The sequence below is a fragment of the Bradyrhizobium sp. HKCCYLRH2047 genome, assembly GCF_051168175.1.
Classification (GTDB): domain Bacteria; phylum Pseudomonadota; class Alphaproteobacteria; order Rhizobiales; family Xanthobacteraceae; genus Bradyrhizobium.
In genome coordinates, this window is the sequence record NZ_JBNPUM010000005.1 from 203726 (window position 1) to 226034 (window position 22309).

General features: G+C 66.7%; 14 protein-coding genes. 5 read left to right on the forward strand and 9 right to left on the reverse strand.

Going from position 1 to position 22309, the window contains the following annotated elements; translation table 11 throughout:
• Window positions 1-8: 8 nt before the first annotated feature.
• Window positions 9-3713, reverse strand: a complete 3705-nt coding sequence (locus ACQR1D_RS14175; protein ID WP_434839481.1) for a YhdP family protein — start codon at window positions 3711-3713, stop codon at window positions 9-11.
• 516 nt (window positions 3714-4229) lie between these two features.
• On the opposite strand from ACQR1D_RS14175, the gene ACQR1D_RS14180 reads away from it, so the two are divergent.
• Entirely contained in the window at window positions 4230-4931 is a 702-nt protein-coding gene (locus tag ACQR1D_RS14180; RefSeq protein ID WP_434839480.1) for a peroxiredoxin, read from the forward strand.
• A gap of 105 nt (window positions 4932-5036) precedes the next feature.
• Window positions 5037-6401, forward strand: coding sequence for a peptidoglycan DD-metalloendopeptidase family protein (locus ACQR1D_RS14185; RefSeq protein ID WP_434839479.1), 1365 nt, complete (start codon window positions 5037-5039; stop codon window positions 6399-6401).
• A gap of 156 nt (window positions 6402-6557) precedes the next feature.
• Here the strand turns inward: ACQR1D_RS14185 and ACQR1D_RS14190 are convergent, their stop codons facing one another.
• Window positions 6558-7721, reverse strand: a complete 1164-nt coding sequence (locus tag ACQR1D_RS14190) for a trans-sulfuration enzyme family protein (RefSeq protein ID WP_434839478.1) — start codon at window positions 7719-7721, stop codon at window positions 6558-6560.
• Window positions 7722-7825: 104 nt separating this feature from the next.
• Window positions 7826-9067, reverse strand: a complete 1242-nt coding sequence (locus tag ACQR1D_RS14195) for a LysM peptidoglycan-binding domain-containing protein (RefSeq protein ID WP_434839477.1) — start codon at window positions 9065-9067, stop codon at window positions 7826-7828.
• A gap of 877 nt (window positions 9068-9944) precedes the next feature.
• Between ACQR1D_RS14195 and ACQR1D_RS14200 the strand changes: the two genes are divergently transcribed.
• On the forward strand, window positions 9945-12095 hold the full coding sequence (locus ACQR1D_RS14200; protein ID WP_315800148.1) for a methyl-accepting chemotaxis protein: 2151 nt from the start codon (window positions 9945-9947) through the stop codon (window positions 12093-12095).
• A 12-nt stretch (window positions 12096-12107) separates the two neighbouring features.
• Here ACQR1D_RS14200 and ACQR1D_RS14205 read toward each other — a convergent pair whose 3' ends face one another.
• Window positions 12108-12662, reverse strand: a complete 555-nt coding sequence (locus ACQR1D_RS14205; RefSeq protein WP_434839476.1) for a DUF3124 domain-containing protein — start codon at window positions 12660-12662, stop codon at window positions 12108-12110.
• A 25-nt stretch (window positions 12663-12687) separates the two neighbouring features.
• Here ACQR1D_RS14205 and ACQR1D_RS14210 point away from each other — a divergent pair, with 25 nt between their 5' ends.
• Together ACQR1D_RS14210 and upp are read left to right on the forward strand one after the other, a co-directional pair.
• Window positions 12688-14415: a cation:proton antiporter gene (locus ACQR1D_RS14210; protein WP_315800150.1), complete on the forward strand. Its 1728-nt coding sequence runs from the start codon at window positions 12688-12690 to the stop codon at window positions 14413-14415.
• 53 nt (window positions 14416-14468) lie between these two features.
• Complete coding sequence (upp, locus tag ACQR1D_RS14215; RefSeq protein WP_315800151.1) at window positions 14469-15104, forward strand: uracil phosphoribosyltransferase; 636 nt, start codon at window positions 14469-14471, stop codon at window positions 15102-15104.
• Window positions 15105-15115: 11 nt separating this feature from the next.
• Here upp and ACQR1D_RS14220 read toward each other — a convergent pair whose 3' ends face one another.
• The 5 genes from ACQR1D_RS14220 to ACQR1D_RS14240 form a co-directional block, all read right to left on the reverse strand.
• Entirely contained in the window at window positions 15116-16003 is an 888-nt protein-coding gene (locus ACQR1D_RS14220; RefSeq protein ID WP_434839475.1) for a DMT family transporter, read from the reverse strand.
• Between the two features lie 83 nt (window positions 16004-16086).
• On the reverse strand, window positions 16087-16974 hold the full coding sequence (locus ACQR1D_RS14225) for an NAD(P)-dependent oxidoreductase (protein WP_434839474.1): 888 nt from the start codon (window positions 16972-16974) through the stop codon (window positions 16087-16089).
• Window positions 16971-18105 (reverse strand): peptide chain release factor 2 gene (prfB, locus tag ACQR1D_RS14230; RefSeq protein WP_315737783.1). Its coding sequence is split into 2 segments (ribosomal slippage): window positions 16971-18035 and window positions 18037-18105, totalling 1134 coding nucleotides; the frame shifts between segments, so codons are not numbered across the junction. Before prfB ends, ACQR1D_RS14225 begins: the two co-directional genes overlap by 4 nt.
• 127 nt (window positions 18106-18232) lie before the next feature.
• Entirely contained in the window at window positions 18233-20740 is a 2508-nt protein-coding gene (locus ACQR1D_RS14235) for a penicillin-binding protein 1A (protein ID WP_315800153.1), read from the reverse strand.
• Between the two features lie 230 nt (window positions 20741-20970).
• A complete protein-coding gene (locus ACQR1D_RS14240) occupies window positions 20971-22287 on the reverse strand; it encodes an N-acetylmuramoyl-L-alanine amidase (RefSeq protein ID WP_315800433.1) in 1317 nt (438 codons plus the stop codon).
• Window positions 22288-22309 lie beyond the last annotated feature (22 nt).

The following is a 22309-nucleotide window of genomic DNA, read 5'->3' on the forward strand; positions in this document are numbered from 1 at the left end:
CGGCCGCGTCAATTGTTCGGCGGCAGCTCCGCCGGCGGGTATTGCTGCTTGCCGGTGTTGAAATCCATGATCTTGCGCGTCACGCCCGGCAGCATGGCCGAGATCGGATTGATGCGCACCACAGGCTGGCTCGGCGTGCCGACGACCTCGTAGGTCACGCCGAACAGGCCCTCATTGCTGCCGCCGAGGAACAGGCCGACGATCGGGATCTGGTTGAACATGTTGTTCAGCCCGTACAGCGGCACGATCGTGCCGGAGGCGCGGACCTGGTTGACGTTGTAGTCGATGCTGCCCTCGATGGTCAGGCCGAGCGTCGGCCCCTTGACCACGCCGTCGCGGATCGAGAGCAGCCCGTTCTGCCGCGTGAACTCTGCGCGCAGCATCGTGAAGGCGATGCCCTGTGACGCGCCCTGGGCCGCACCGGAAGCGGCGCGGTCGAGCGCCTGCTCACCCCTGACGGTGAAGTTGCGAACGATCGCCAAGCCTTCCTTGGGGCTGGAATCGGCCGTCGGCGGCTCCATCGCCAGCTCCAGCTCGCCGCCGGCCATCTTGGAATAGGTGTCGGCGAAGCGCAGCAGCGCGCCTGCATCGTTGGTCACGAGATAGATCACCTCGCGGCCCTGACGGCGCGCGCGCGGATCGGAGCTGGGCGCCTCGCGGCCGACGCGGATGTCGGCCGTGACCGGCGTGTCGCGGCCGACCTTGCCGGTCAAATTGAAGCTCTTGAAGGCGCCGCCGCGCCGGGAGAGCTTGACGTCGACGCTGCGCAGCGCCTCGCCGTTGAAGCCGGCGACGGCGCCGAGCTTGACCTCGGCGTCGAAGTCGAGGTTCGAGCGCGCCTTGTTCTTGTCGGCGTCCTTGTTGGTCCCGGAGATGGCCGACTTCAGGAAGCCGCGGCCGTCGAACACGTCGCCGCGCATCGACAGCTTCAGCACGCCGTCCTGGCCGCGCTCGGCCTTGAGCTGCGTCTTGTCACCTTCCGACGGCGAATAGGTCGGGAAGTTGGCGTTCATCAGGTCGCCGTTCTGGTCGACTTCCAGCGAGCCCTTGATGGAGACGCCACCGCCTTCGATGTTGATGTCCTCGAAGCGGGTCGATTGCTGCTTGGCGACCACGTTGAAGGTGGCCTTGCTCGCCTTGCCCGGATTCTTCACCCAGCCCGGCAGCAGATTGTCGAGCTTGAGCTGGGTCAGATCGGCCTCGACACCGAGCCGGCTGTCGCGATCGGCGGAGCCTGCGATCTTGCCGTTGAGCTTGAGCGGCACGTTGCCGGTGATCGCGGTGCCCAGATCCATGCCGAGCCGGGCGCGGCTCGCATCATCGAGGATCGCCTGCATCTTGATGTCGGCGTCGCCCTCGGTCGGCTTGCGATAGTCGAGCGTGGCCGGCTGGCCGTTGATCTTGACGTCGCCCTTCACCTGATAGCCGGCGGTGTTGGCCACGATCTTGAGCGTGTTGGCCTCGAGCTTCTGGTTCATCACCAGCTTGTCGGCGGCAAAGCCGTTGAGATCGGCCGTGACCGCGTAGCTGGTGTCGGCCTTGGTCAGTTCGCCCTTGACCGGCATCGCGAGATTGACGCTGGCCTGGAACGTTCCCTTGGTCTGGTTGGGATCGATCGGCATCGACGACAGATCGTTGAGCCGGTCAGAGGCGAGGATCTCGGCGGCCGCGGCGACCTGGCCCTCGACGCGCATGCGCACCCGCGACGGCGACGGCTTCGGCGCCATGTCCGGCACTTCGAACACGACGTCGGAGAAGTTGAGCTTGCGCCCGGCCGGCGTATCCGCGACGCCCTGCCCGATCGTCACCGTCGCGGTGCGGCCGGTGACATGCGCCTTCACGTCGGCATCGCGCACCGACGGCAGGCCGTCGACCGGATGCACGGTGACATTGGTGGCGACGATGTTGACGTCGAGACCATCGTCGGGAATCGGCGGCCCCTTGCGCGGCAGGTTGCGCGTCGGCGAATTGACGGCGACGTCGATCCGCTGCACCGAGCCGCGCTCGATGCGCTCGATGATCCAGGCCCGCACCTCCGGCACGATCAGCGCCGGCCAGATCCGTTTCATCGCCAGCGCGGGCATCGGCGTCGCGGCGAAGCCGAGCTTCAGCCGCGGCTCTCCGGCATACTCGACGCTGCCGGTGCCGGCGACGCCGATTTCACCGTTGGACACCTCGGCCTGCGTCAGCAGCACGCGCTTGCCCTCGGTGTCGAAGCGGAAGTTGATCGAGATGCGGTTGAAGATCAGCGGTGGCTCGTTTTCGATGGCGCCGAGCAGGATGGTGCCGCCGTTGAGACCCAGCCGCCAGTCGTTCGCGGTGTCGTTCGGCGGCTCGAGATTGGCGTTGAGCGTGATGCGGTTGGCGCCAGAGATCACCTTCAACGGCGCGATCAGCACGCGGCGTCCGGCGTCCCATTCCATGCTGATCTCGGCCGAGTCGATCGCCATCGGATAGTCGGGCGTATCGGTGTCGATGATCTTGCCCGCGCCGATGTTGATCTTGCCGCGCAGATAGGTCGGCAGCCCGTCGCGCGCGAGCTCGCCCTTGATCTCGCCGGTCATGGGCAGGTCCGCCATGTAGGTGAGATCCTTGAGCCGCATCGCCAGCAGGATGTTGCTGGTGGAGACCTTGTCGGCCTTGATGTCCACCGTGCGCACGCCGTTGGCCTGGGGCCCGACCAGAATGCGCAGCGACCACGGCCTGGCGCCCTCTTCGCCGAGGCTCAGCGCCACCCCGCCGCCGGACGGACGGCGCAGGCTGAGGCTGATGTTCTCGAACGTCCATTTGTTGCCGCGCTGCTGGTCGTCGACGATCAGCACGCCGTTCTTCAAGCCGATCTCGTTCAGGTTCTGGCCATCGAGCCCGGTCAGGCTGAGGCTATCGAGCCAGTCGAGGCCGGCGAGCAGGCCGTTCGGCGCAGGCGCGGCGGTCGCGGGCAATGTCGCCGTGGCCGGTGCCGACGGCTGCGAGCCGGCCTGCGGTCCCGGTGCACCAGGCAGTGGCGCGGCCTGTCCCGGCCGCGGGAATGTCGGCGGCAGGCCGGCGTCGCGCTTGGAGGCGACGCCCGTCGCCAGCGGCTTGTTGGTCTCACCCGTCGACACCGTGACGGTGCCGTCCGGCGTGATGCGAATCGCGAGCTCGGCGTCGACCAGCTTGAGGCTTTCGGCACGCAGCTGGCCCATCAGCAGCGCGGCGCCGGACAGCCGCACCTCGGCCTTGGGCGCGCTGGCGACGATGGCGTGATCCTGGTCGCGCACGATGATGTCGCGGATCCGGACCGCGATCCTGATCCGCCCCGCGCGTTCGATCTGGGTGCCGCCGACCTCGACGGTGTTGCCGTGGCCGATATTGTCCTCGATCGCCGCCGCGAGCCATGGCGTCGCGATGTCGAGGCTGATCGGGCCCGCACCGAGCCGCAGCCACAGGCCGGCGAATCCGAGCCCGACGAGCAGCATGAGCGATGCCAGCGTGATGACGACGCGCTTGGCCACCCGGCCGCCCGGCAGTCGCGGGCGCGCCCCGCCGAATCGACCGGTGCTCCCGCCCGAATCGGGCCGCGACAACAGGCTCCGGGCGCGCTGCCCGACCATCTCGTCGTGCTCGGCGGCAGCCTCATACTGGTCGGCCACATCCCAGTCGGCCTCATCCCACTGCTGGCCCTGGGTGTCCGCTTGCAGATGGGGCCGCTGGGGTGATGTCTGTCTTGCCATTGCCTCTCGGTGCCGGCCCCTCGTGTCCGAAATAGTCGTGCCAATCTGGCCTCGGCCAGGTTGGTCGCCGATGTGGCCCCGCCCGTTCACGCAGCGCGCGTGCTCACTGCCGGCAGGAGTCGATGCCCCAATGATCCCGTCACGCTTCGGCGGGTGCTGTCAACACGCCCGATGGCGCTTCGCTGGCGGCGCGGACGACGCGCGGAATCCTCGTCACTATACCCCGCCGCCGTCAGGTTTGCCCACCTGCTCGCGCCAGCGGACCGGCGCCTCTCCACCGCCGGACGAAATTTGTGGCGGGGACGTCTGATCCGGAGACGGTACGAGAGTCGTCATTGCACTGTGCTCAACTGCGCTGGTGCTCACGCCTGCTGGTAGCCATGATCTTCGCTTCATCGCAAGAGGCGCGAACCCCAGCGCGCCGCGAAGCACGGATTCCAGATCGATCCCGGGACACCGGACAAGAACCGAGATACTTTCATTTTTGAGCCGCCGAAAGCGACGAAAGGAAGGCGTATGTCGAAGGAATCACGAAAGAAATCCTCCAACCCGGCGTCCTACGGGACGATTGACGGGAACCGGCTCGCCACCGCGGCCAAGAAGGCCACCAAGAAGACGGCCAAACCGGCCGTGACGAAAGCCGCCAAGACGACCTCCGCCAAGGCGGTGACCGCCAAGACGCTGACCACCAAGACGCCGACCACCAAGGCCGCCGCTGCGAAGGTCAAGCCCGCAGCGCCGGCTGCCAGCGGAACGGGCCTTGCTGAGGGCGCCAAGGCACCCGCGTTCAAGCTGCCACGCGATGGCGGCGGAACCGTCTCGCTCGCCGACTACAGCGGCCAGAAGCTCGTGCTGTTCTTCTATCCCAAGGCCAATACGCCCGGCTGCACCAAGGAGGCGATCGACTTCACCCGCCTGTCAAAGGACTTCGCCGCTGCCGGCGCCGCCGTGCTCGGCGTCTCCGCCGATTCGGTCAAGGCGCAGGACAATTTCCGCGACAAGCACGATCTCGCCGTCCCCCTGATCTCGGACGAGAAGCATGAGATGCTGGAGGCGTACGGCGCCTGGGGCGAGAAGTCGCTCTATGGCCGCAAGTTTCTCGGCATCATCCGAAGCACCGTCTTGATCAGCGCCGACGGCCGCGTCGCCAAGGTGTGGCGCAACGTCAAGGTCGACGGCCATGCCGACGCGGTGCTGGCGGCGGCGCGCGCGCTCTGAGAATGCGCCTGAAAGCGTTGGGGGAAAATTAACCATGCAGGGGTCAAATCGCTCCCGTAAATGACGCCGCCGGAACGACGATCTCCGGCCGGCGCGGGAGTGCCGATGTCGTATCGTTCCGGCCATCACGCCGAATATCCCCAGCACCATCCTCATGACCGCGGGCACGCCCACCATCATCGGCGCGCACCCGCCAGCCATCCGGCGCCCGTCGCCGCCGCATCGCAGAGCGACTACACGCTGGTGCATGCCGGCAAGCAGGTGCGCATCGGCCCCGTGGTGTTCTGGATCGTGGTCGGCACCGTCAGCCTGCTCGGGCTGTGGTCGGCGGCGACCGCGACCTATTTCGCGTTCCGCGACGACGTGTTGACGCGGCTGATCGCGCGCCAGGCCGAGATGCAATACGCTTATGAGGACCGCATCGCCGAGCTGCGCGCCAAGGTCGACCGCGCCACCAGCCGGCAACTGCTCGACCAGGAGCAGTTCGACCAGAAGCTCGACCAGATCCTCAAGCGCCAGACCGCGCTCGAGGGACGCGCCACCGCGCTCGGCAGCATGCCCGACATCACCGGCTCGATCCGCCCCCCGGCGCGTGCGCCGGTCGCGATCGAGCCGCCATCGGCGACAGCCGCGCCAAAACCGTCGCCGATCAGCGACACCGTGATCTTCACCGCGCCGCCGGACCGCGAGGCCCGGCTCGAATCGCGCAGCCCCGTGATGGCGAATGCGCAGCCGAATCCATCGACCAAGCTCGCCGGCGTCGACAACGTGCTGACGCGGCTGACGCGCTCGCTCGACCAGGTCGAGGCGCGGCAGGTCGCGATGCTGTCCTCGGCCGAGGAGACGCTGGAATCGAAGCTGCGCCGGATGCGCGGCGTCATCACCGATCTCGGCCTGGACATGGGCCAGCTCGAAGCGGCCGCGCCAAAGGGCGGCATGGGCGGCCCGTTCGTTCCGGTCAAGCTCGGCGCCGAATCCGGTCCGTTCGAACGCCAGCTCTACCGTATCAACATCACCCGCGCGCAGGTCGAGAAGATGAACCGCACGCTGTCGCTGGTGCCCTATCGCAAGCCAGTGATCGGCGAGGTCGAGTTCACCTCCGGCTTCGGCGTGCGCTCCGATCCATTCCTCGGCCGCCCGGCGATGCACACCGGCCTCGACTTCCGCGCCGCCACCGGCGATCCCGTTCGCGTCACCGCCAACGGCAAGGTGGTGAATGCCGGCTGGGCCGGCGGCTACGGCCGCATGGTCGAGGTCGACCACGGCAACGGCCTCTCCACCCGCTACGGCCATCTCTCCGAGATCAACGTCAAGGTCGGCCAGCAGGTGAAGATCGGCGACATCATCGGCGAGGTCGGCTCAACCGGCCGCTCGACCGGCCCGCATCTGCACTACGAGACCCGCATCGACGGCGAAGCCGTCGACCCGCAGAAATTCCTGCGCGCGGGTGTGCGGCTGAGCGCGGGGTAGCAGCCGATGCTGATCTGGGCTTGGCCCATATCAGCGAAATGCACTGCCTGCTGAGCCTCTAATCTCTCCCCGCGTCATTCCGGGGCGCGCGCGCCCCGGAATGACGCGGGGAGAGAGGTTCAGCCTCAAAGCGCTCAATCGTGCTCGGCGACAGCCTCACGCCACCAGCGCTTCCAGAAATCGCGACAGGTCTTCCCACAACTCGCCCGGCTCCTCCAGCCCGATGCTCAGCCGCACCAATCCTTCCGCGGCATTCCATGCGCGCACCGTGCGATCGGCCGTGACATCCATCGGCGCAATCAGGCTGTGGGTGCCGCCCCAGGAGGCGCCGATGGCGAACAGGCTGAGATGTCCGAGCGCCGGATAGATCCGCGCGGTAAACTCCGGCCTGATGACGACGCTGAACACCGTGCTCGCAGCCTTGAAGTCGCGCGCGAAGATTTCGTGGCCGGGACAGGACGGCAACGCCGGATGCAGCACGCGCGCGACCGCCGGCGACTGTTGCAGCAGCTCGGCAAACTCACGCGCGACGCGTCCCGAATGCGCCATGCGGACTCCCATGGTCTCGATGCCGCGCAGCGCCAGCGCCGCCTCATCCGGCGACACGCCGATACCGAGCACGCCCAGCACGTCCTTGAGCGCCTTGCGCAAGCTCAGGTCCCTGACGGTGATCGAGCCGAGCAGCAGGTCGGAATGACCGCCGACATATTTGGTCAGCGCCTCCACCGCGAAATCGACGCCATGCGCCAGCGGCTTGAACAACAGCGGGCTCGCCCAGGTGTTGTCGCAGCCGGTGAGCACGCCGCGCACTTTTGCGGCCCGCGCGATGGCAGGAACGTCCTGCACCTCCATCGTTCCCGAGCCCGGCGATTCCAGCCAGATCAGCTTCGTGCTGGCATCGATGAGATCGCTGATGCCGCCGCCGATCAGCGGGTCGTAGACCTCATGCGAAATCCCGCGCGCGGCGAGATAGTTCGCGCACAGATGACGCACCGGCGGATAGACGTGATCGGGGATCAGCACCTTGTCGCCGGGCTTGAGCACGGCGAGCATCGTGATCGCGACCGCGGCCTGTCCGGACGGGACCAGCACGGTGCGCTCGCCACCATGCAGCGCGCTGATCTGCGCCTCCAGGGTCCGCGTCGTAGGCGTGCCATGCAGGCCATAAGTGTAACCGTCGAGACCACGCTCGGCGCGCCGCGCAAAGTCCTGCGGCTCGTCATAGACGATCGTCGAGGCGCGATGGGTCGGAACCGCCAGCGACTTGAAGCCGTCCTGCGACACGGCGGGATGCTGAACGCAGCGGGTGAGATCGTGCATGGAAACCTCGTGAGACAATGCTGACGGCCATCTTAGCGCAACGGCGCGAGCAGCGCGCTCAGGTGCAAGCACGTACAGAAGTCAAAATCCTTTGTGCTGCGCAGCTAGCGCTTCGCCGGCAGCACGAACACCTGGCCCGGATAGATCAGATCCGGCCGGCGGATCTGCTCGCGATTGGCGCGGTAGATGACTGCGTAGCGCGTGCCCTCGCCGAGGAGCCGGCGGCTGATGTGCCACAGGCTGTCGCCGCGTGACACGGTGATCGTCCTCGCGCCGCTGCGCGCGGGTGACGCGGCAACGTCCTTCAGGTCGGCCGGCGACGCCGATGCAAGCTGCGTGCGCGCGCCGGGAGCACCGCCGCTTCCCTGCCCCTGGCCCCCCGCCGCAGGCAGCGAGGCCGTGGTCAGCGCCTCCGGCACATTCAACGGCACCTCGGCCCGCGCCTGCACGGCGCCGGTCTTGGCATCCACCTCGTCGAGCCGCAGCCGGTCCTTGCCGGCCCAGGCGGCATCCTTGATGGTCGTCGCGACGCGGCCATCTGCACCGGCCGTCGCGGTGTCGACCAGCCGGTCGTTGAGATAGATCCGGACGGTGGCCCCGGGCCGTGCGCGGCCGCCGACGCGCAGATTGCCGTTCGGCTCGAAGTCGACGGCCTCGACCGCGACCGCCAGCGGCACCGATGCGGCCGGCTTCGACAGCACGCGTGTCGGCTGGTCCGGCGCGATCACCGCGACGGTGGCCGGGCGCTTGCCGGCCTCGACCACCACCGCGACGCTCTGCTTGGACGAGATCTCGCGGCCGTCCGGCTGCTTGGCCCGCAACGTCAACTCGAACGTCCCGGCGGGCAGCGGCGGCGGCACCATGGAAAATTGCCCCGAGCGATCGGCCACCACTCGCGCATGCGGCTCGCCGTTGCGCAGCAACTCGACAGTGGCGCCGGGCGCCGCACGGCCGGCAACGACGGTGTCGCCCGACGGCTCCACGCTGACGACGTCGAACGACGGCCCATCGCTCTCGGCCGCCGGCGGCGCCACCGGCGCCAGCAGCGAAGCCAGTCCGCTGGCCTGTTGCTGCGCGCTGGCGAGCGCTGCCGCGGCTTGGCTCGCGCCGCCCTTGTCTGCCGCACCCGGCTCAGCCGCCGCAGCGCGCTGCGGAGCAGCGGGCGGACCGTCTGTCGGAGCGCTCGGCGCGGTCGCGCCAGTCCGGCTCGCAGACGTCCCCTCACGCTTGAAGATCGGGAGGTCGAGACCGAAGCCCTGCGCGAACGCAATGGCCAGGCCCGCGATCGCGAGCGCCGCAACGGCGCCGCCACCCCAGATCAATCGTCCGCCGTTTCCGATGCTCATGCGGTGATCCGTCCTGTGCAAACGAGGCGCGGAGACGACGGCTCCGTCAGCGGGAATCTTGCTTTGCACATAGCATCATACAGGGCGGAATGCCATTGCCCCCGCGGCTGGGGGCAGCGATCGAGCCGCCCAACTTCCCAGTCAACTTGCGAGGTGTGACTTCCCCGCGCATCGGCAAAGCGCCAATCAGCCGCGAGCCCGCAGTGTCGAACCAGGCCCCCGTTGCAGAGCATGTCTGAGAATGCGGCAGAGCCCGACAATCACAAACTTTCCTATTTCTTTTTTACAGAAATCGTGTATGATCCGCGCATCCCGCCTCGTTGCGAGGGGCGTACGCGTCGTCACGGACGTTGGGGCGGGATGCGGTGGACGTGGGCTGCGATGCACGACGGGCATGGCGGCCGCGAACGATGAAGTCGCGTGGTCCTGACCTCCCGATGCTGAGGCCAAGTTCGTGCCGGCGCAGATGCGCTGGTGCGGATGACGGGGGCAAGAAAGCCCGGTCCCCGGGGAGATCGCGTATAAATCGTTAAAACCATCGCGCAGGGAATGCCGGTTACGGCTTTGCCTGTGGTACCTGCCGCCTGCATTTTTTTCGCAGGCGGGCCATGGGTGAGGCCTTCACCCGGCATTCCCTGCGCCCTCGTCTCGAGGGCTCGCTGCCGAAAGCTCGGACGCCCGTGCGTCACGAGGGATTTCGCATGCTCTATTGCTGATTGTTTGAGACGGTATCCGGCTCTCGAACCATCGCAATGCACAACGCGTAGTCCTACGGTGCCCATCTTTTACGCAACATTTAACGATCGGACCGCCTTCTCGCGTTCGTCCGAAGTGCAAATTCCGAATCCGATTCAATGGGCAGGTGGAGTTCATATCCGTGCGCAAGAATCTACCGGTCACGACCCATGAATACCCGATCACCGACGAGACGCTCATCGTCTCGCGCACCGATCTGAAGGGCAAGCTGACCTATTTCAACGAGCAGTTCGTCGATGCCGCCGGCTTCACCCCCGACGAGCTGATGGGCCAGCCGCACAACATCATCCGCCATCCCGACATGCCGGAGGCGGCTTTCGCCAACCTCTGGGACACGCTGAAGCAAGGAAAGCCGTGGGCCGGCGCCGTCAAGAACCGCCGCAAGAACGGTGACTTCTACTGGGTGCAGGCGACCGCGTCGGCCATCCGCGAGAATGGCGAGATCACCGGCTACACCTCGATCCGCACCAAGCTGCCGGCTGAGCAGCGCGCCGAGGCCGAGAAGGTGTACGGGCTTCTCAACCAGAACAAGGCGCAGGACTACACCATCAGCGCGGGCATCATCCGCCGCCGCTCGGTGTTCGACCGCCTGTCGCTGTTCACGGGTACGCTCAAAGCGCGCCTGACGACCTTGGCCGCGGTGCTGGGCGTGTTCATGTTGATCATCGGCGCAGCCGGCCTGATTTCGACCCGCTCCACCAATGTCGCCATGAAGTCGCTGTACGAGGATCGCACGATTCCGCTGGCGCAATTGTTCGAGATTAACGATCGCACCTTGCAGAACATGTCGTCGCAACAGTCCGCGGCGGCGAACGGCAAGGCCGGAAAGCCGATTGACGGCATCAGGGCGCTGGTGGACGGAAACAGCGCCAGGATCACCAAGGTCTGGGCCGACTACATGGCGAGCTACCTGACCCCGGAGGAGAAGATTGTCGCCGATGCCTTCGCGATCAGGCGCAAGGCCTATCTGGAGGAAGGCATCAGGCCAGGCCTGGCTCTGCTCGAGCAGGGCAAGTTCGACGAAGCGAGCCAGCATATCGCCACCAAGGGGCATGATCTGTTCGAGGCCGCCAAGCACGAGCTCGACAAGCTCGTCGAGATCCAGGTGAAGGAAGGCAAGGCGCTCTACGAGGAGGCCGAGAGTCAATATCTGGTGGTGCTCGCGATCATTTCGGTGATGATCCTGGCGGGCATCGGAATCGGCGCCACGTTCAGCCTGCAGAGCATCCGCGCGGTGCTGCGGCCGCTCAAAGTGCTCAACGACGCGATGCAGAACATCAGCCAGGGCAAGCTCGACAACCGCATTCCGGTAGAGCGCGACGACGAGATCGGCGAGGCGCTGCGCAACCTGCAGACCGTGCAGGCCATCGTCCGCTTCAACAGCGAGGAAGTGAAGGCTGTGCAGCACTCGGCCGAGGTCAAGCGCAAGGCCGGAATGAACAAGCTCGCCAGCGAATTCGAAAGCGCGATCGGCGGCATCGTGCAGACGGTGTCCTCGGCCTCGTCCCAGCTCGAGACGTCCGCCGGCACGCTGACCTCGAACGCGACGCGCTCGCAGGAGCTCGCCACCACCGTGGCCGCCGCGTCCGAGCAGGCCGCGACGAACGTGCAGTCGGTCGCCTCGGCCACCGAGGAGCTGACCTCGTCAGTGACCGAGATCAGCCGGCAAGTCCAGGAATCGGCGCGCATCGCCAACGGCGCCGTCGATCAGGCGCGCACCACCAACGACCGCGTCAACGAGCTGTCGAAGGCGGCCGCGCGGATCGGCGACGTGGTCGAGCTGATCAACACCATCGCAGGCCAGACCAACCTGCTGGCGCTGAACGCCACCATCGAGGCGGCGCGCGCCGGCGATGCCGGCCGCGGCTTCGCGGTGGTTGCGTCCGAGGTCAAGGCGCTCGCCGAGCAGACCTCGAAGGCGACCGGGGAGATCGCCCAGCAGATCTCGGGCATCCAGGCGGCCACGCAGGAATCGGTGTCGGCGATCCGGGAGATCAGCACGACGATCGAGCGGCTGTCGGAAATCTCCTCGACCATCGCCGCCGCCGTCGAGCAGCAGGGTGCGGCGACGCAGGAGATCTCGCGCAACATCCAGGAGGCGTCGCGCGGCACCACCGAGGTCAACACCAACATCGTCGACGTCCAGCGCGGCGCCTCGCAGACCGGCTCCGCGTCGGGAAGCGTGCTGTCGGCGGCGCAGTCGCTGTCGCAGGAGAGCGACCGGCTGCGGCAGGAGGTCGACAGATTCCTCGACAACGTGCGGGCGGCCTGAGCCGCCCCGCTCTCATCGCCCGGTCAGCCGGATCGGGCGCCCCTGACTGATGAAGGCGTAGTGGCCGGCGCCGATGCCGCCGACCATCAGCGCCTCGACGACGGGCTCGGCGATCTCACCGGTCGCGGCCCAGTCGACGACGAAATTGGCGCCGGTGCCGCCGCGGGTGTCCTTGACGGGCACGAAGATCTCGACGGTCGCGAACGGCCTCAAGGCGACGGGCTCGCGCAGATGCGCCTCCACCAGCGTGCCGGCCGTGTCGTAATAGTTGATGCGCCGGACGATCAGAGGCCGCTGCTCGGAGGCGTTGTGGATGCTCAGCGTCACCGAGAAATCGGCCTGGACTCGGCCCGGGGTCATCGCGACGCTGGAATAGACGGGGACGTAGACGGCGCCCGTGACCGTGACGGGCTGCGCCGGAACTGGCGTCAGCGAGCTCGCGAAAGTCGTGGTCACGTCGTCGGCCGCCTGCGCCGCGCCGGCCGCAACAGCTGCGATGAGCAGCAGCGCGAATGCGCCGGTCCGGATGTGACAGATTGCGGGTTTCCTTGCGCGGCGGCCCGACATAAGTTGCCGCCTCGGGGGTTGCTTCATGCATGAACTGATCGGCGACATCACGCTCTGCATCCTGTTTGCGTGGGTGCTTGGACTGGCGGCGCACAGATGGCGCCAGCCCTCGATTCTCGCTTATCTGGTCGCGGGCTTCGCCATTGGCCCCTTCGGCACCGGCTGGGTCAAGTCCCAGGAGTCGATTTCCGTGATCTCGGAACTCGGCCTGATCTTCATGCTGTTCATGATCGGGCTCGAGATCGACCTCAAGAAGATCATCCGCGCCGGCCCGGTGATTCTGATTGCCGGCGGGGTCCAGCTGCTCGGCGGCGCCGCGCTCGGCATCCTGTTCTTCGTCGCGATCGGCATGCGGATGGGCGCCGAGAGCTACGACGCGCTCTATCTCTGCGTCGCCTGCGCGCTGTCCTCGACCGTCATCATCGTCAAGGTGCTGTACGAGAAGCGCGAGCTCGACACCCTGCCCGGCCGCATCACGCTCGGCGTGCTGGTTCTGCAGGACGTGTTCGCGATCCTGTTTCTGGCGGTGCAGCCGAGCCTCGACGACCTCCATGTCAGCGTGATCCTGCTGTCTTTCGCCCGCGCCGGCACGCTGGTCGCGATCGCCCTGTTGCTCAGCCGCTACGTCTTGCCGCCGGTGTTCCACCGCATCGCGCGCACCCCCGAGCTGATCCTGCTCGGCGCGCTGGCCTGGTGCTTCCTGATCGGCGAGATCGCAGAAAGGCTGCACCTGTCGCGCGAGATGGGCTCACTGGTTGCGGGCGTCTCGCTCTCGACCTTCCCCTATGCGCTCGACGTCACCGCCAAGGTCACGACCCTGCGCGATTTCTTCATCACGCTGTTCTTCGTCGCGCTCGGCATGACCATCCCGATCCCGACGCTGTCCGTGGTCGGGCTGGCGCTGGTGATCGCGCTCTTCACGGTGGCGAGCCGGCTGCTCACCACCTTTACGCCGCTCTACATGATGCGGCAGGGCCTGCGCGCCAGCCTGCTGCCGGCGCTCAACCTTGCCCAGATCAGCGAATTCTCGCTGGTGGTGATCCAGACCGGCGCCGCCGCCGGCCACCTCAAGAACGGCACCTCGAGCGCGGCGTCCTTTGCCTTCGTGCTGCTCGCGGTGCTCTCGACCTTCGTCATCGTGCGCTCCGACCCGATCGCGCGGCGAAGCATCCCGCTGCTCAAGCGGCTCGGGCTGCGCGACCTCGATTCGAGCAAGGACGGCGAGGCCGGCCATGAGGGCGGGCACGGCGCCGGACGGCCGATCGTTCTCCTCGGTTTCTTCCGCACGGCCAGCGCCCTCCTCAGCGAGATCGAGCGCAACGAGCCGGCGCTGCTGGAGCAGATCGGCGTGGTCGATTTCAACCCGGTCGTCTTCCGCACCCTGTCCGATCGTGGCATCCAGGTGACCTATGGCGACATCAGCAATGTCGACACGCTGATCCACGCGGGGGTCGGCCAGGCCGAGTTGATCATCCTGAGCATCCCGGACTCGCTGCTCAAGGGCGCCAACAACGAGAAGCTGGTGCGCCACGTGCGCAGCATCAATGCAACGGCCAAGATCGTCGCGACCGCCGACCTGCTCGCCGACGTCAACGACCTCTACGATGCCGGCGCCGACTATGTGACCGTGCCGCGGCTCAGCGATGCGCAGGTGCTGCTCAACCTGATCCAGGACGCCAGCGCCGGGCTCCTCTCCGAGCGCCGCAGCCAGGCCGAGGCGATGCTCGCCGACCGCCGCGAGGTGCTGCCATGAGCCGGGCGCGTATCCATCTCCGACACAATCTCTGATCCCGCTGGACTTGAATCATGGCAAACACGAGCGTTCACGTCGTCGATCACCCGCTGGTCCAGCACAAGCTCTCCTTGATGCGCGAGCGTGACCGCTCGACCAAGGGCTTCCGTGAGCTCCTGAACGAGATCGGCATGCTGCTCGCCTATGAGGTCACGCGCGACCTGCCGCTCGAGCTCGTCGACATCGAAACGCCGATCGCCCCGATGAAGGCGCCGAAGATCGCCGGCAAGAAGCTCACCCTGGCGCCGATCCTGCGCGCCGGCGTCGGCTTCCTCGACGGCATGCTGGCGCTGATGCCGTCCGCGCGCATCGCCCATATCGGGCTCTACCGCGATCCCAACACGCTGCAGGCCGTCGAGTACTACTTCAAGGCGCCCCAGGATCTGAGCGACCGCACCGTGATCCTGATGGACCCGATGCTCGCGACCGGCAACTCCGCCTGCGCGGCTGCCGAGCTGCTCAAGACGCGGGGCGCCCGCGACATCCGTTTCGTCTGCCTGCTGGCGGCCCCGGAAGGCATCGCCAAGTTCGAGAAGGAGCATCCGGACATCCCGATCTGGACCGCAGCGATCGACGAGAAGCTGAATGACCACGCCTACATCGTGCCCGGTCTCGGCGATGCCGGCGATCGGATGTTCGGCACGAAGTGATCGTGAACGGTTCAGCAGGACGGTCGCGGTGAAAGGCGAATGACACTGAGGATGCGACCATCGATCACCAGCAGCGCGCTCCCGATCACCAGCGCACCGCTGATCTCCCGCAACGAGATGCTTTCGCCGAGCACCAGCGACCCGAGCAGGATCGTCGTCAACGGAATCAACAAGGTCACCAGCATCACGTTGGTCGCCCCGGAGCGGCGCAGTATCTGGAAGAACACGATATAGGCGAATGCCGTCGACAGCGCCGCAAGGCCGATGACCGCGACCCAGGTCTGCAGCCCGGGAAGCGGGAGACGCCAGGGCTGGTCGACCGTGCCGGCGATGACCAGCATCATCACGCTCGAAGCCGAGAGCTGGAAGGTGGCGGTTGCGAGCGGCGGCGATTGGGCGAGATGGCGGCGCACCAGCAGCGCGGCGATGCCGTAGCCGCCGGCCGAGCCGCCGAGCCCCGATCCGCCTCGCAGGATCACGACGCCGACGAGGCCCACGATCAGGCCCGCAGCCCGCCGGACCGACAGCCTTTCCTCCCCCGCGGCAGCCATTACCACGATGGTGAACAGCGGCGTGGTCGCGTTGAGCACCGCGGCAAGACCGGAGGTGATGAACGTCTGGCCGATCACGATCAAGCAGAACGGCACGACATTGTTGAACAGCGCCACGGCGAGGAACGGCAGCCAACCGACAATCCCCCTGGGAAAACCGAGCCCGCGCAGGCGCGCCACCGGCAGCAGAATCGCAGCCGCCAGCACGATGCGCAGCAGCACCAGCGTCAGCGGCGGCAATTCCTTCAAGGCGAGGCCGTTGAAGATGAACGACCCGCTCCACAGCAGCGAGAGCAGGCCGAGCAGCGACCAGTCCCGCGCGTCCATGCTCTCGTTCTGGGATGTCATCACGGCAATCGTGGTTCAATGTCGGCGTGAACGTTGCAAATAGGGCCGAGCGTGATCCACCCGCTTTCCGTCAGCGTCGCGCTCTACGGCGGGTCTTTCGGCCGCGAGATCAGCTCGATCATGCGGCCTTCGTCCTCATCCGGCATCGCCGCCTTCGCCCGCGCATAGGCATCGACGGCTGCCTGGGCCATGATGGGACGCTCACCAAGCAGCTGCTCGGCGAGCTGCAGCGCATAGGCTGCATCCTTGTGACGGAGCGCCGCGGTGAAGCTTGCATCGGCGAAGTTGCGCGCGACCATGCGCGGGGCGTGGCGCAGCACCTGCGGGCTCGCCGCGACGCCGCCCTGGATCGCCTCGAGCACGAGATTCATGTCGAGCCCGGCCTGCTCGGCGATCGCGAGCCCTTCGGCGAGACCCGCGATCTGCATCGCGCCAAGCAGGTTGTTGATCAGCTTGTAGACGGTCCCGGTGCCCACCGGTCCGAAATGGCGAATGGTCGAGCCGATCGGCGCCAGATAGGGCCGGGCGCGGTCGAGATCGGCGGCGTCGGCGCCGATCAGCAGGGTCAGCTTGCCGCTTGCGGCCGCGTCGGGCAGCCCGGTCACCGGACAGTCGAGATATGTCACGCCGCGCGCATTCAGCTCGCGCGACAGGCGCAGCGTATGATCACGCGATACGGTCGAACATTCGATCGCAATCGTGCCGACCCGCATGGTGGCGGCGGCGCCATCCGGCCCGAGCCACACCGCGCGCGAGGCGTCGTCATCCGCAACCATGGTGACGACGGCGACGGCATCGATCGCCGCATCGGCCGGCGAGGTCGACCAGCGCGCGCCGCGCGCGATCAGATCCTCGGCCTTCGCCCTGCTGCGATTCCAGACGGCTACGGAATAGCCGGCATCGAGATAGCGACCGGCCATGCCGTGGCCCATCCGCCCGAGCCCGATGAAGGCAACGCGCGCCGCGGTCAATCCACGTCCTCGATTGCGGCGCCCGGCGTCGTGCCGAACGCGCGCTGTGCCAGCGTCGCGGCCATGAACTCGTCGAGATCGCCGTCGAGCACGCCTGCGGTGTCCGACGTCTGCACGCCGGTGCGCAGATCCTTCACCATCTGATAGGGCTGCAACACGTAGGAGCGGATCTGGTGGCCCCAGCCGATCTCGGTCTTGGCCGCCTGATCCGCCGCCGCCTTCTCCTCGCGCTTCTTCAGCTCGATCTCGTAGAGCCGCGCGCGCAACATGTCCCAGGCCTGGGCCCGGTTCTTGTGCTGTGAGCGGCCGGCCTGGCAGACCACCGCGACACCGGTCGGGATGTGCGTCAGCCGCACCGCCGATTCGGTCTTGTTGACGTGCTGGCCGCCGGCGCCGCCCGACCGCATCGTGTCGACACGGACGTCGGACTCCTTGATGTCGATCTTGATGCTGTCATCGATGACCGGGAAGATCTGCACCGAAGAGAACGAGGTGTGGCGCCGCGCATTCGAATCGAACGGCGAGATCCGGACCAGGCGATGCACGCCGGCTTCCGTCTTCAGCCAGCCATAAGCGTTGTGCCCGGAGATCTGGATGGTCGCGGACTTGATACCGGCCTCTTCACCCAGTGATTCCTCGAGATACTCGACCTTGAAGCCGTGGGTCTCGGCCCAGCGCGTGTACATGCGCAGCAGCATCTGCGCCCAGTCCTGGCTCTCGGTGCCGCCGGCGCCGGCATGGACCTCAAGATAGGTGTCGAACTTGTCGGCCTCGCCGGACAGGAGCGCCTCGAGCTCGCGCCGCGCGACCTCCTTCTTCAGCTCCTTCAGCGCATTCTCGGCTTCAGTGACGACGCCGGGATCGTTCTCGGCCTCGCCAAGCTCGATCATCTCGATGTTGTCGCTGAGCTCACGCTCGACCTTGCCAATGCCGGTGAGCGAGTCCTCCAGCGAGGTCCGCTCCTGCATCAGCCGCTGAGCTTTTTGGGGGTCGTTCCAGAGATTGGGGTCTTCGGCGAGCTTATTCAGCTCGGCCAGCCTTGCCGTCGATGTCTCGACGTCAAAGATGCCTCCTCAGCAGCCCGACCGACTGCTTGATCTCTTCTACGATTTTCTCGATTTCCGCGCGCATGTCGCTCTCTTCAGGCCGCGGCTCCAAGCGCCGCAGCATCGTCTCTCACAGGGGGATGTAACGGCGCTCGGCGCAAAGCGCAATCGCTCCGCGCCGCAACGGCATCAGTTTCAGCCGGCCCAATAGCCTAATAGAGGCTTCCCGTGCCTGGACGGATGATGAAGCTGCCAGCATCAGGCTGGCCGCCGCTCTGCGACGGCATCACGCGTCCATCGGCGTCGGCGACACCGATGACGGAGTAGTTGTCCGGCGGCGCCGTACCCGGCTTGAATGCTTCCATGATCGTGCGGCCGCCGTCGCCAGGGCTTGCGCGCATGCCCGTCTTGGCATCGACACGGACCAGCTTGATGCCGGCCGGGATCTTGAAGGGCGTGGCCGGCTTGTCGGCCAGCGCGAGCTTCATGAAGTCTTTTGCGATCGGTGCGGCCAGATGACCGCCGGTCGCAGCGTTACCCCGACCGAGCGGCCGCGGCTTGTCGTAACCCATGTAGATCGCGACGGCGAGGTCGGGCGAGAAGCCGACGAACCATGCGTCCTTGGCCTCGTTGGTGGTGCCGGTCTTGCCGGCGATCGGCTTGCCGACCTCCTTCAGCACGGTCGCCGTGCCCGCCTGCACCACGCCCTCGAGCATCGAGGTGATCTGGTAGGCCGTCATCGTATCCAGAACCTGCTCCCGGCGGTCGACCAGCTGCGGCTCGCTCTGGTTCTTCCAGCCGTCCGGGGCGTCGCAGCCGCGGCACTCCCGGGCATCATGCTTGAAGATGGTGTGGCCGTAGCGGTCCTGGATGCGGTCGATCAAGGTCGGCTTCACCCGACGGCCGCCATTGGCGATCATCGAATAGGCGGTGACCATGCGCATGGCCGTGGTTTCGCCGGCGCCGAGGGCGTAGGACAAGTAATTCGGCAGCTCGTCATAGACTCCGAACCGCTTGGCGTATTCGGAAATCAGCGGCATGCCGACGTCCTGCGCGAGACGCACGGTCACCGTGTTCAGCGACAGACGCAGCGCGTTGCGCAAGGTCGTGGGCCCGAGATATTTCCCGTTGGAGAAGTTGTCGGGGCGCCAGACCTGCCCGCCCTGCCCCTGGTCGATCTCGATCGGTGCGTCGACGACCTGGGTCGACGGCGTATAGCCGTTGTCGAGCGCCGAAGAATAGACGATCGGCTTGAATGACGATCCGGGCTGCCGGTAGGCCTGCGTTGCGCGGTTGAACTGGCTCTGGTCGAAGGAGAAGCCGCCGACCATCGCGAGCACACGGCCGGTGTTCGGGTCCATGGCAACCATCGCGCCGGACACTTCGGGCAGTTGCTCGAGGCGATACTGGCCTTCGACCGGATTGCCTTCCTTGTACAGCGGATCGGCATAGATCACGTCGCCCGGCTGCAGCACCTGGGCGACCGACGTCGGCACCTTGCCGCGGCCGTTGGCCGTCGCAGCCCGCGCCCATTTCACGCCGTCAAGCGTGATCAGGCCGGTCTGGCGTTCCTTGCTGACGGCGCCGCCGAGTTCGCGCGGCGGCTGGAAGCCGATGCGGGCGGACTGGTCACTGGTCTCGAGCACTACGGCCATCCGCCAGGGCGAGATGTCGGAGAGCGACTTGATATCGGCGAGCTTCACACCCCAATCACCCGACGTGTCGAGCTTGGAGACGGCTCCGCGATAGCCCTGCTCCTGGTCGTACCTCACGAGTCCGGCGACCATGGCCTTGCGCGCCATGACCTGGATCTTCGGATCGAGCGTCGTCCGGACCGACAGGCCGCCCTCGTAGAGCTTCTTCTCGCCATAGCGCTCGAAGATGTCACGGCGCACTTCCTCGGCGAAATATTCACCCGCAAAGATGTGGGCGCCGGTGTTGCGGCTCGCGATCGTCAGCGGATCCTTGCGCGCCTTGTCGGCGTCGGCCTGCTTGATCCAGCCGTTCTCGAGCAGACGATCGACGACGTAGTTGCGGCGCTCGATGGCGCGGTCGCGATTCCGGATCGGATGAAGGCTGCCCGGCATCTTCGGCAAAGCCGCCAGATAGGCGGCCTCGGCCACCGTCAGCTCGTTGACCGACTTGTCGAAATAGACCAGCGACGCCGCGGCGATGCCGTAGGCGCCGGAGCCGAGATAGATCTCGTTGAGATAGAGCTCGAGAATCTTGTCCTTCGAGTAGGTGCGCTCGATGCGCATCGCCAGCAGCGCTTCCTTGATCTTGCGGGCGAACGACACCTCGTTGGTCAACAGGAAGTTCTTGGCGACCTGCTGGGTGATGGTGGAGGCGCCCTGCGGACGGCGATTCGAGCCGAAGTTCTGGGCGTAGACCACGGCAGCGCGCGCCATGCCGGTGAAATCGATGCCGCCATGCTCATAGAAGTTCTTGTCCTCGGCGGCGAGGAACGCGTTGATCACGAGCTTGGGAACCGCCTGGATCGGCAGGTACAGCCGGCGCTCCCGGGCATATTCACCGACCAGCGAGCCGTCGACCGCGTGCACGCGCGTCATCACCGGCGGCTCATAATCCTGCAGCTGGGAGTAGTCAGGCAGATCCTTGGAAAAATGCCAGATCAGGCCGGCCGCTGCTGCCACACCGACCAGGAACAAGACGGTACCGGCCGCGAACAGGAAGCCCAAAAACCGCACCAGAAAGCGCATCGGCGAATATCCGTTCCAACTCTTGTTTCGTCTCTCGGCTCGGACGCGGCGCACCCACGGGCGCTACCGCCAAAAATCACACGGTCGGCTGCAATGCCGCGTGACCCATGCCAGAGAAACGCATGGTCAAGCCTATCAGCGGTCAAGCCTATCACAAGTCTGCCGAGAAGGAATCCTCACTGATTCCGGGTGCCTCGCAGCACGTTTATACGGATGTTGCTGTGGCCAAACTAGGGCTTTGCGCGGACCGCCACCGGCTTGTCCGGCCTCTCGGGGCCCGCATTGGCAATGCGCTTGGCCAGAAAGGCATCGATCGCCCGCGCCATTGCGTCCGCCGTGCGCGACCGCCATGCGTCGGAGACCAGGTTCCCCATATCGCCCTTATTGGAGACATAGCCGAGTTCGACCAGCACGGATGGCACGTCGGGCGCCTTGAGGACGCGGAAACCGGCCGATTTCAGCGGGCGCTTATGCATATGCACCGCCGTCTTCATGTCGTTCATCAGCACACGGGCGAACCTGTTGGAAAACGTGCGTGTTTCCCGGCGGGCCAGATCGATCAGGATGTCGGCGACGTCAGCCGGCTCCTCGGTCAGATTGACCCCGCCGATCTGGTCGGCGCGGTTCTCGGTCTCGGCCAGCCGTTCCGCCTCGACGTCGGACGCCTTGTCCGACAGCGTGTAGATGGTCGCGCCCTGCGCAGTGCCCTCACCCCGCGGCAGCGCGTCGGCGTGGATGGAGACGAACAGAGCCGCCGATTGCTTCTGGGCGATGCGGACCCGGTCTCCGAGCGGGATGAAGGTGTCGTCGTCGCGGGTCATGACCACGCGGAACTTGCCCGACCGTTCCAGCCGGTCGCGCAGCGCCTGGCCGAAGGCGAGCACCAGATTCTTCTCCGGCACCTCGCCGCCCTGGGTGCCGTAGTCGATTCCTCCATGACCGGGGTCGATCACGACCACGGGCCGGGTGTCCGGCGGGCCATCGGTCGGAGGGGTGGCGATGGCGACCGTCGTCGGCGGCGGCCGGACTGCCGGCGCGGGGTTCCCTGCGACCGCGACGGACGCCGTCGCGGAACCCGAATCGGCAGGCCTGGCCCGGCTGTCGCTGCCGATGGCGCGGGCGAAAGTCGCCTCGTCGACCTCCTCCAGTTCGAGCACCAGCCGCGGCGGCTGGCCGTTGGCGGCATCCAGCACCGTGGAGTTGGCGATTCGGGCCGGGCCGGTGAGATCGAAGACGATGCGGGACCCACCAGGCATCACCATCCCATAGCGGAACGCCTTCACCAGACCACGGCCGCTGGTCCCGGCTCCCGTGGGCAGATGAAAGCTGACCTGGGGCAGGTCGACGACGACGCGATAGGGTTCGCTGAGCAGGAAGGCTCGAAACGGCACCGTCCGGTCGAGATCGAGCACGAATCGGGTCTGTCGGGAATCGCCGGCGACCCGTGCATCGGTGGCGATCGGGAACCCGGGCCCGACTACGGCAGGCGGAACCTGGCCGACCGGCCCGCTCTGGGCGCGGGCCGGAATGGCGGCCGCGCATAACATTTGCGTGACGCACAGTGACGCG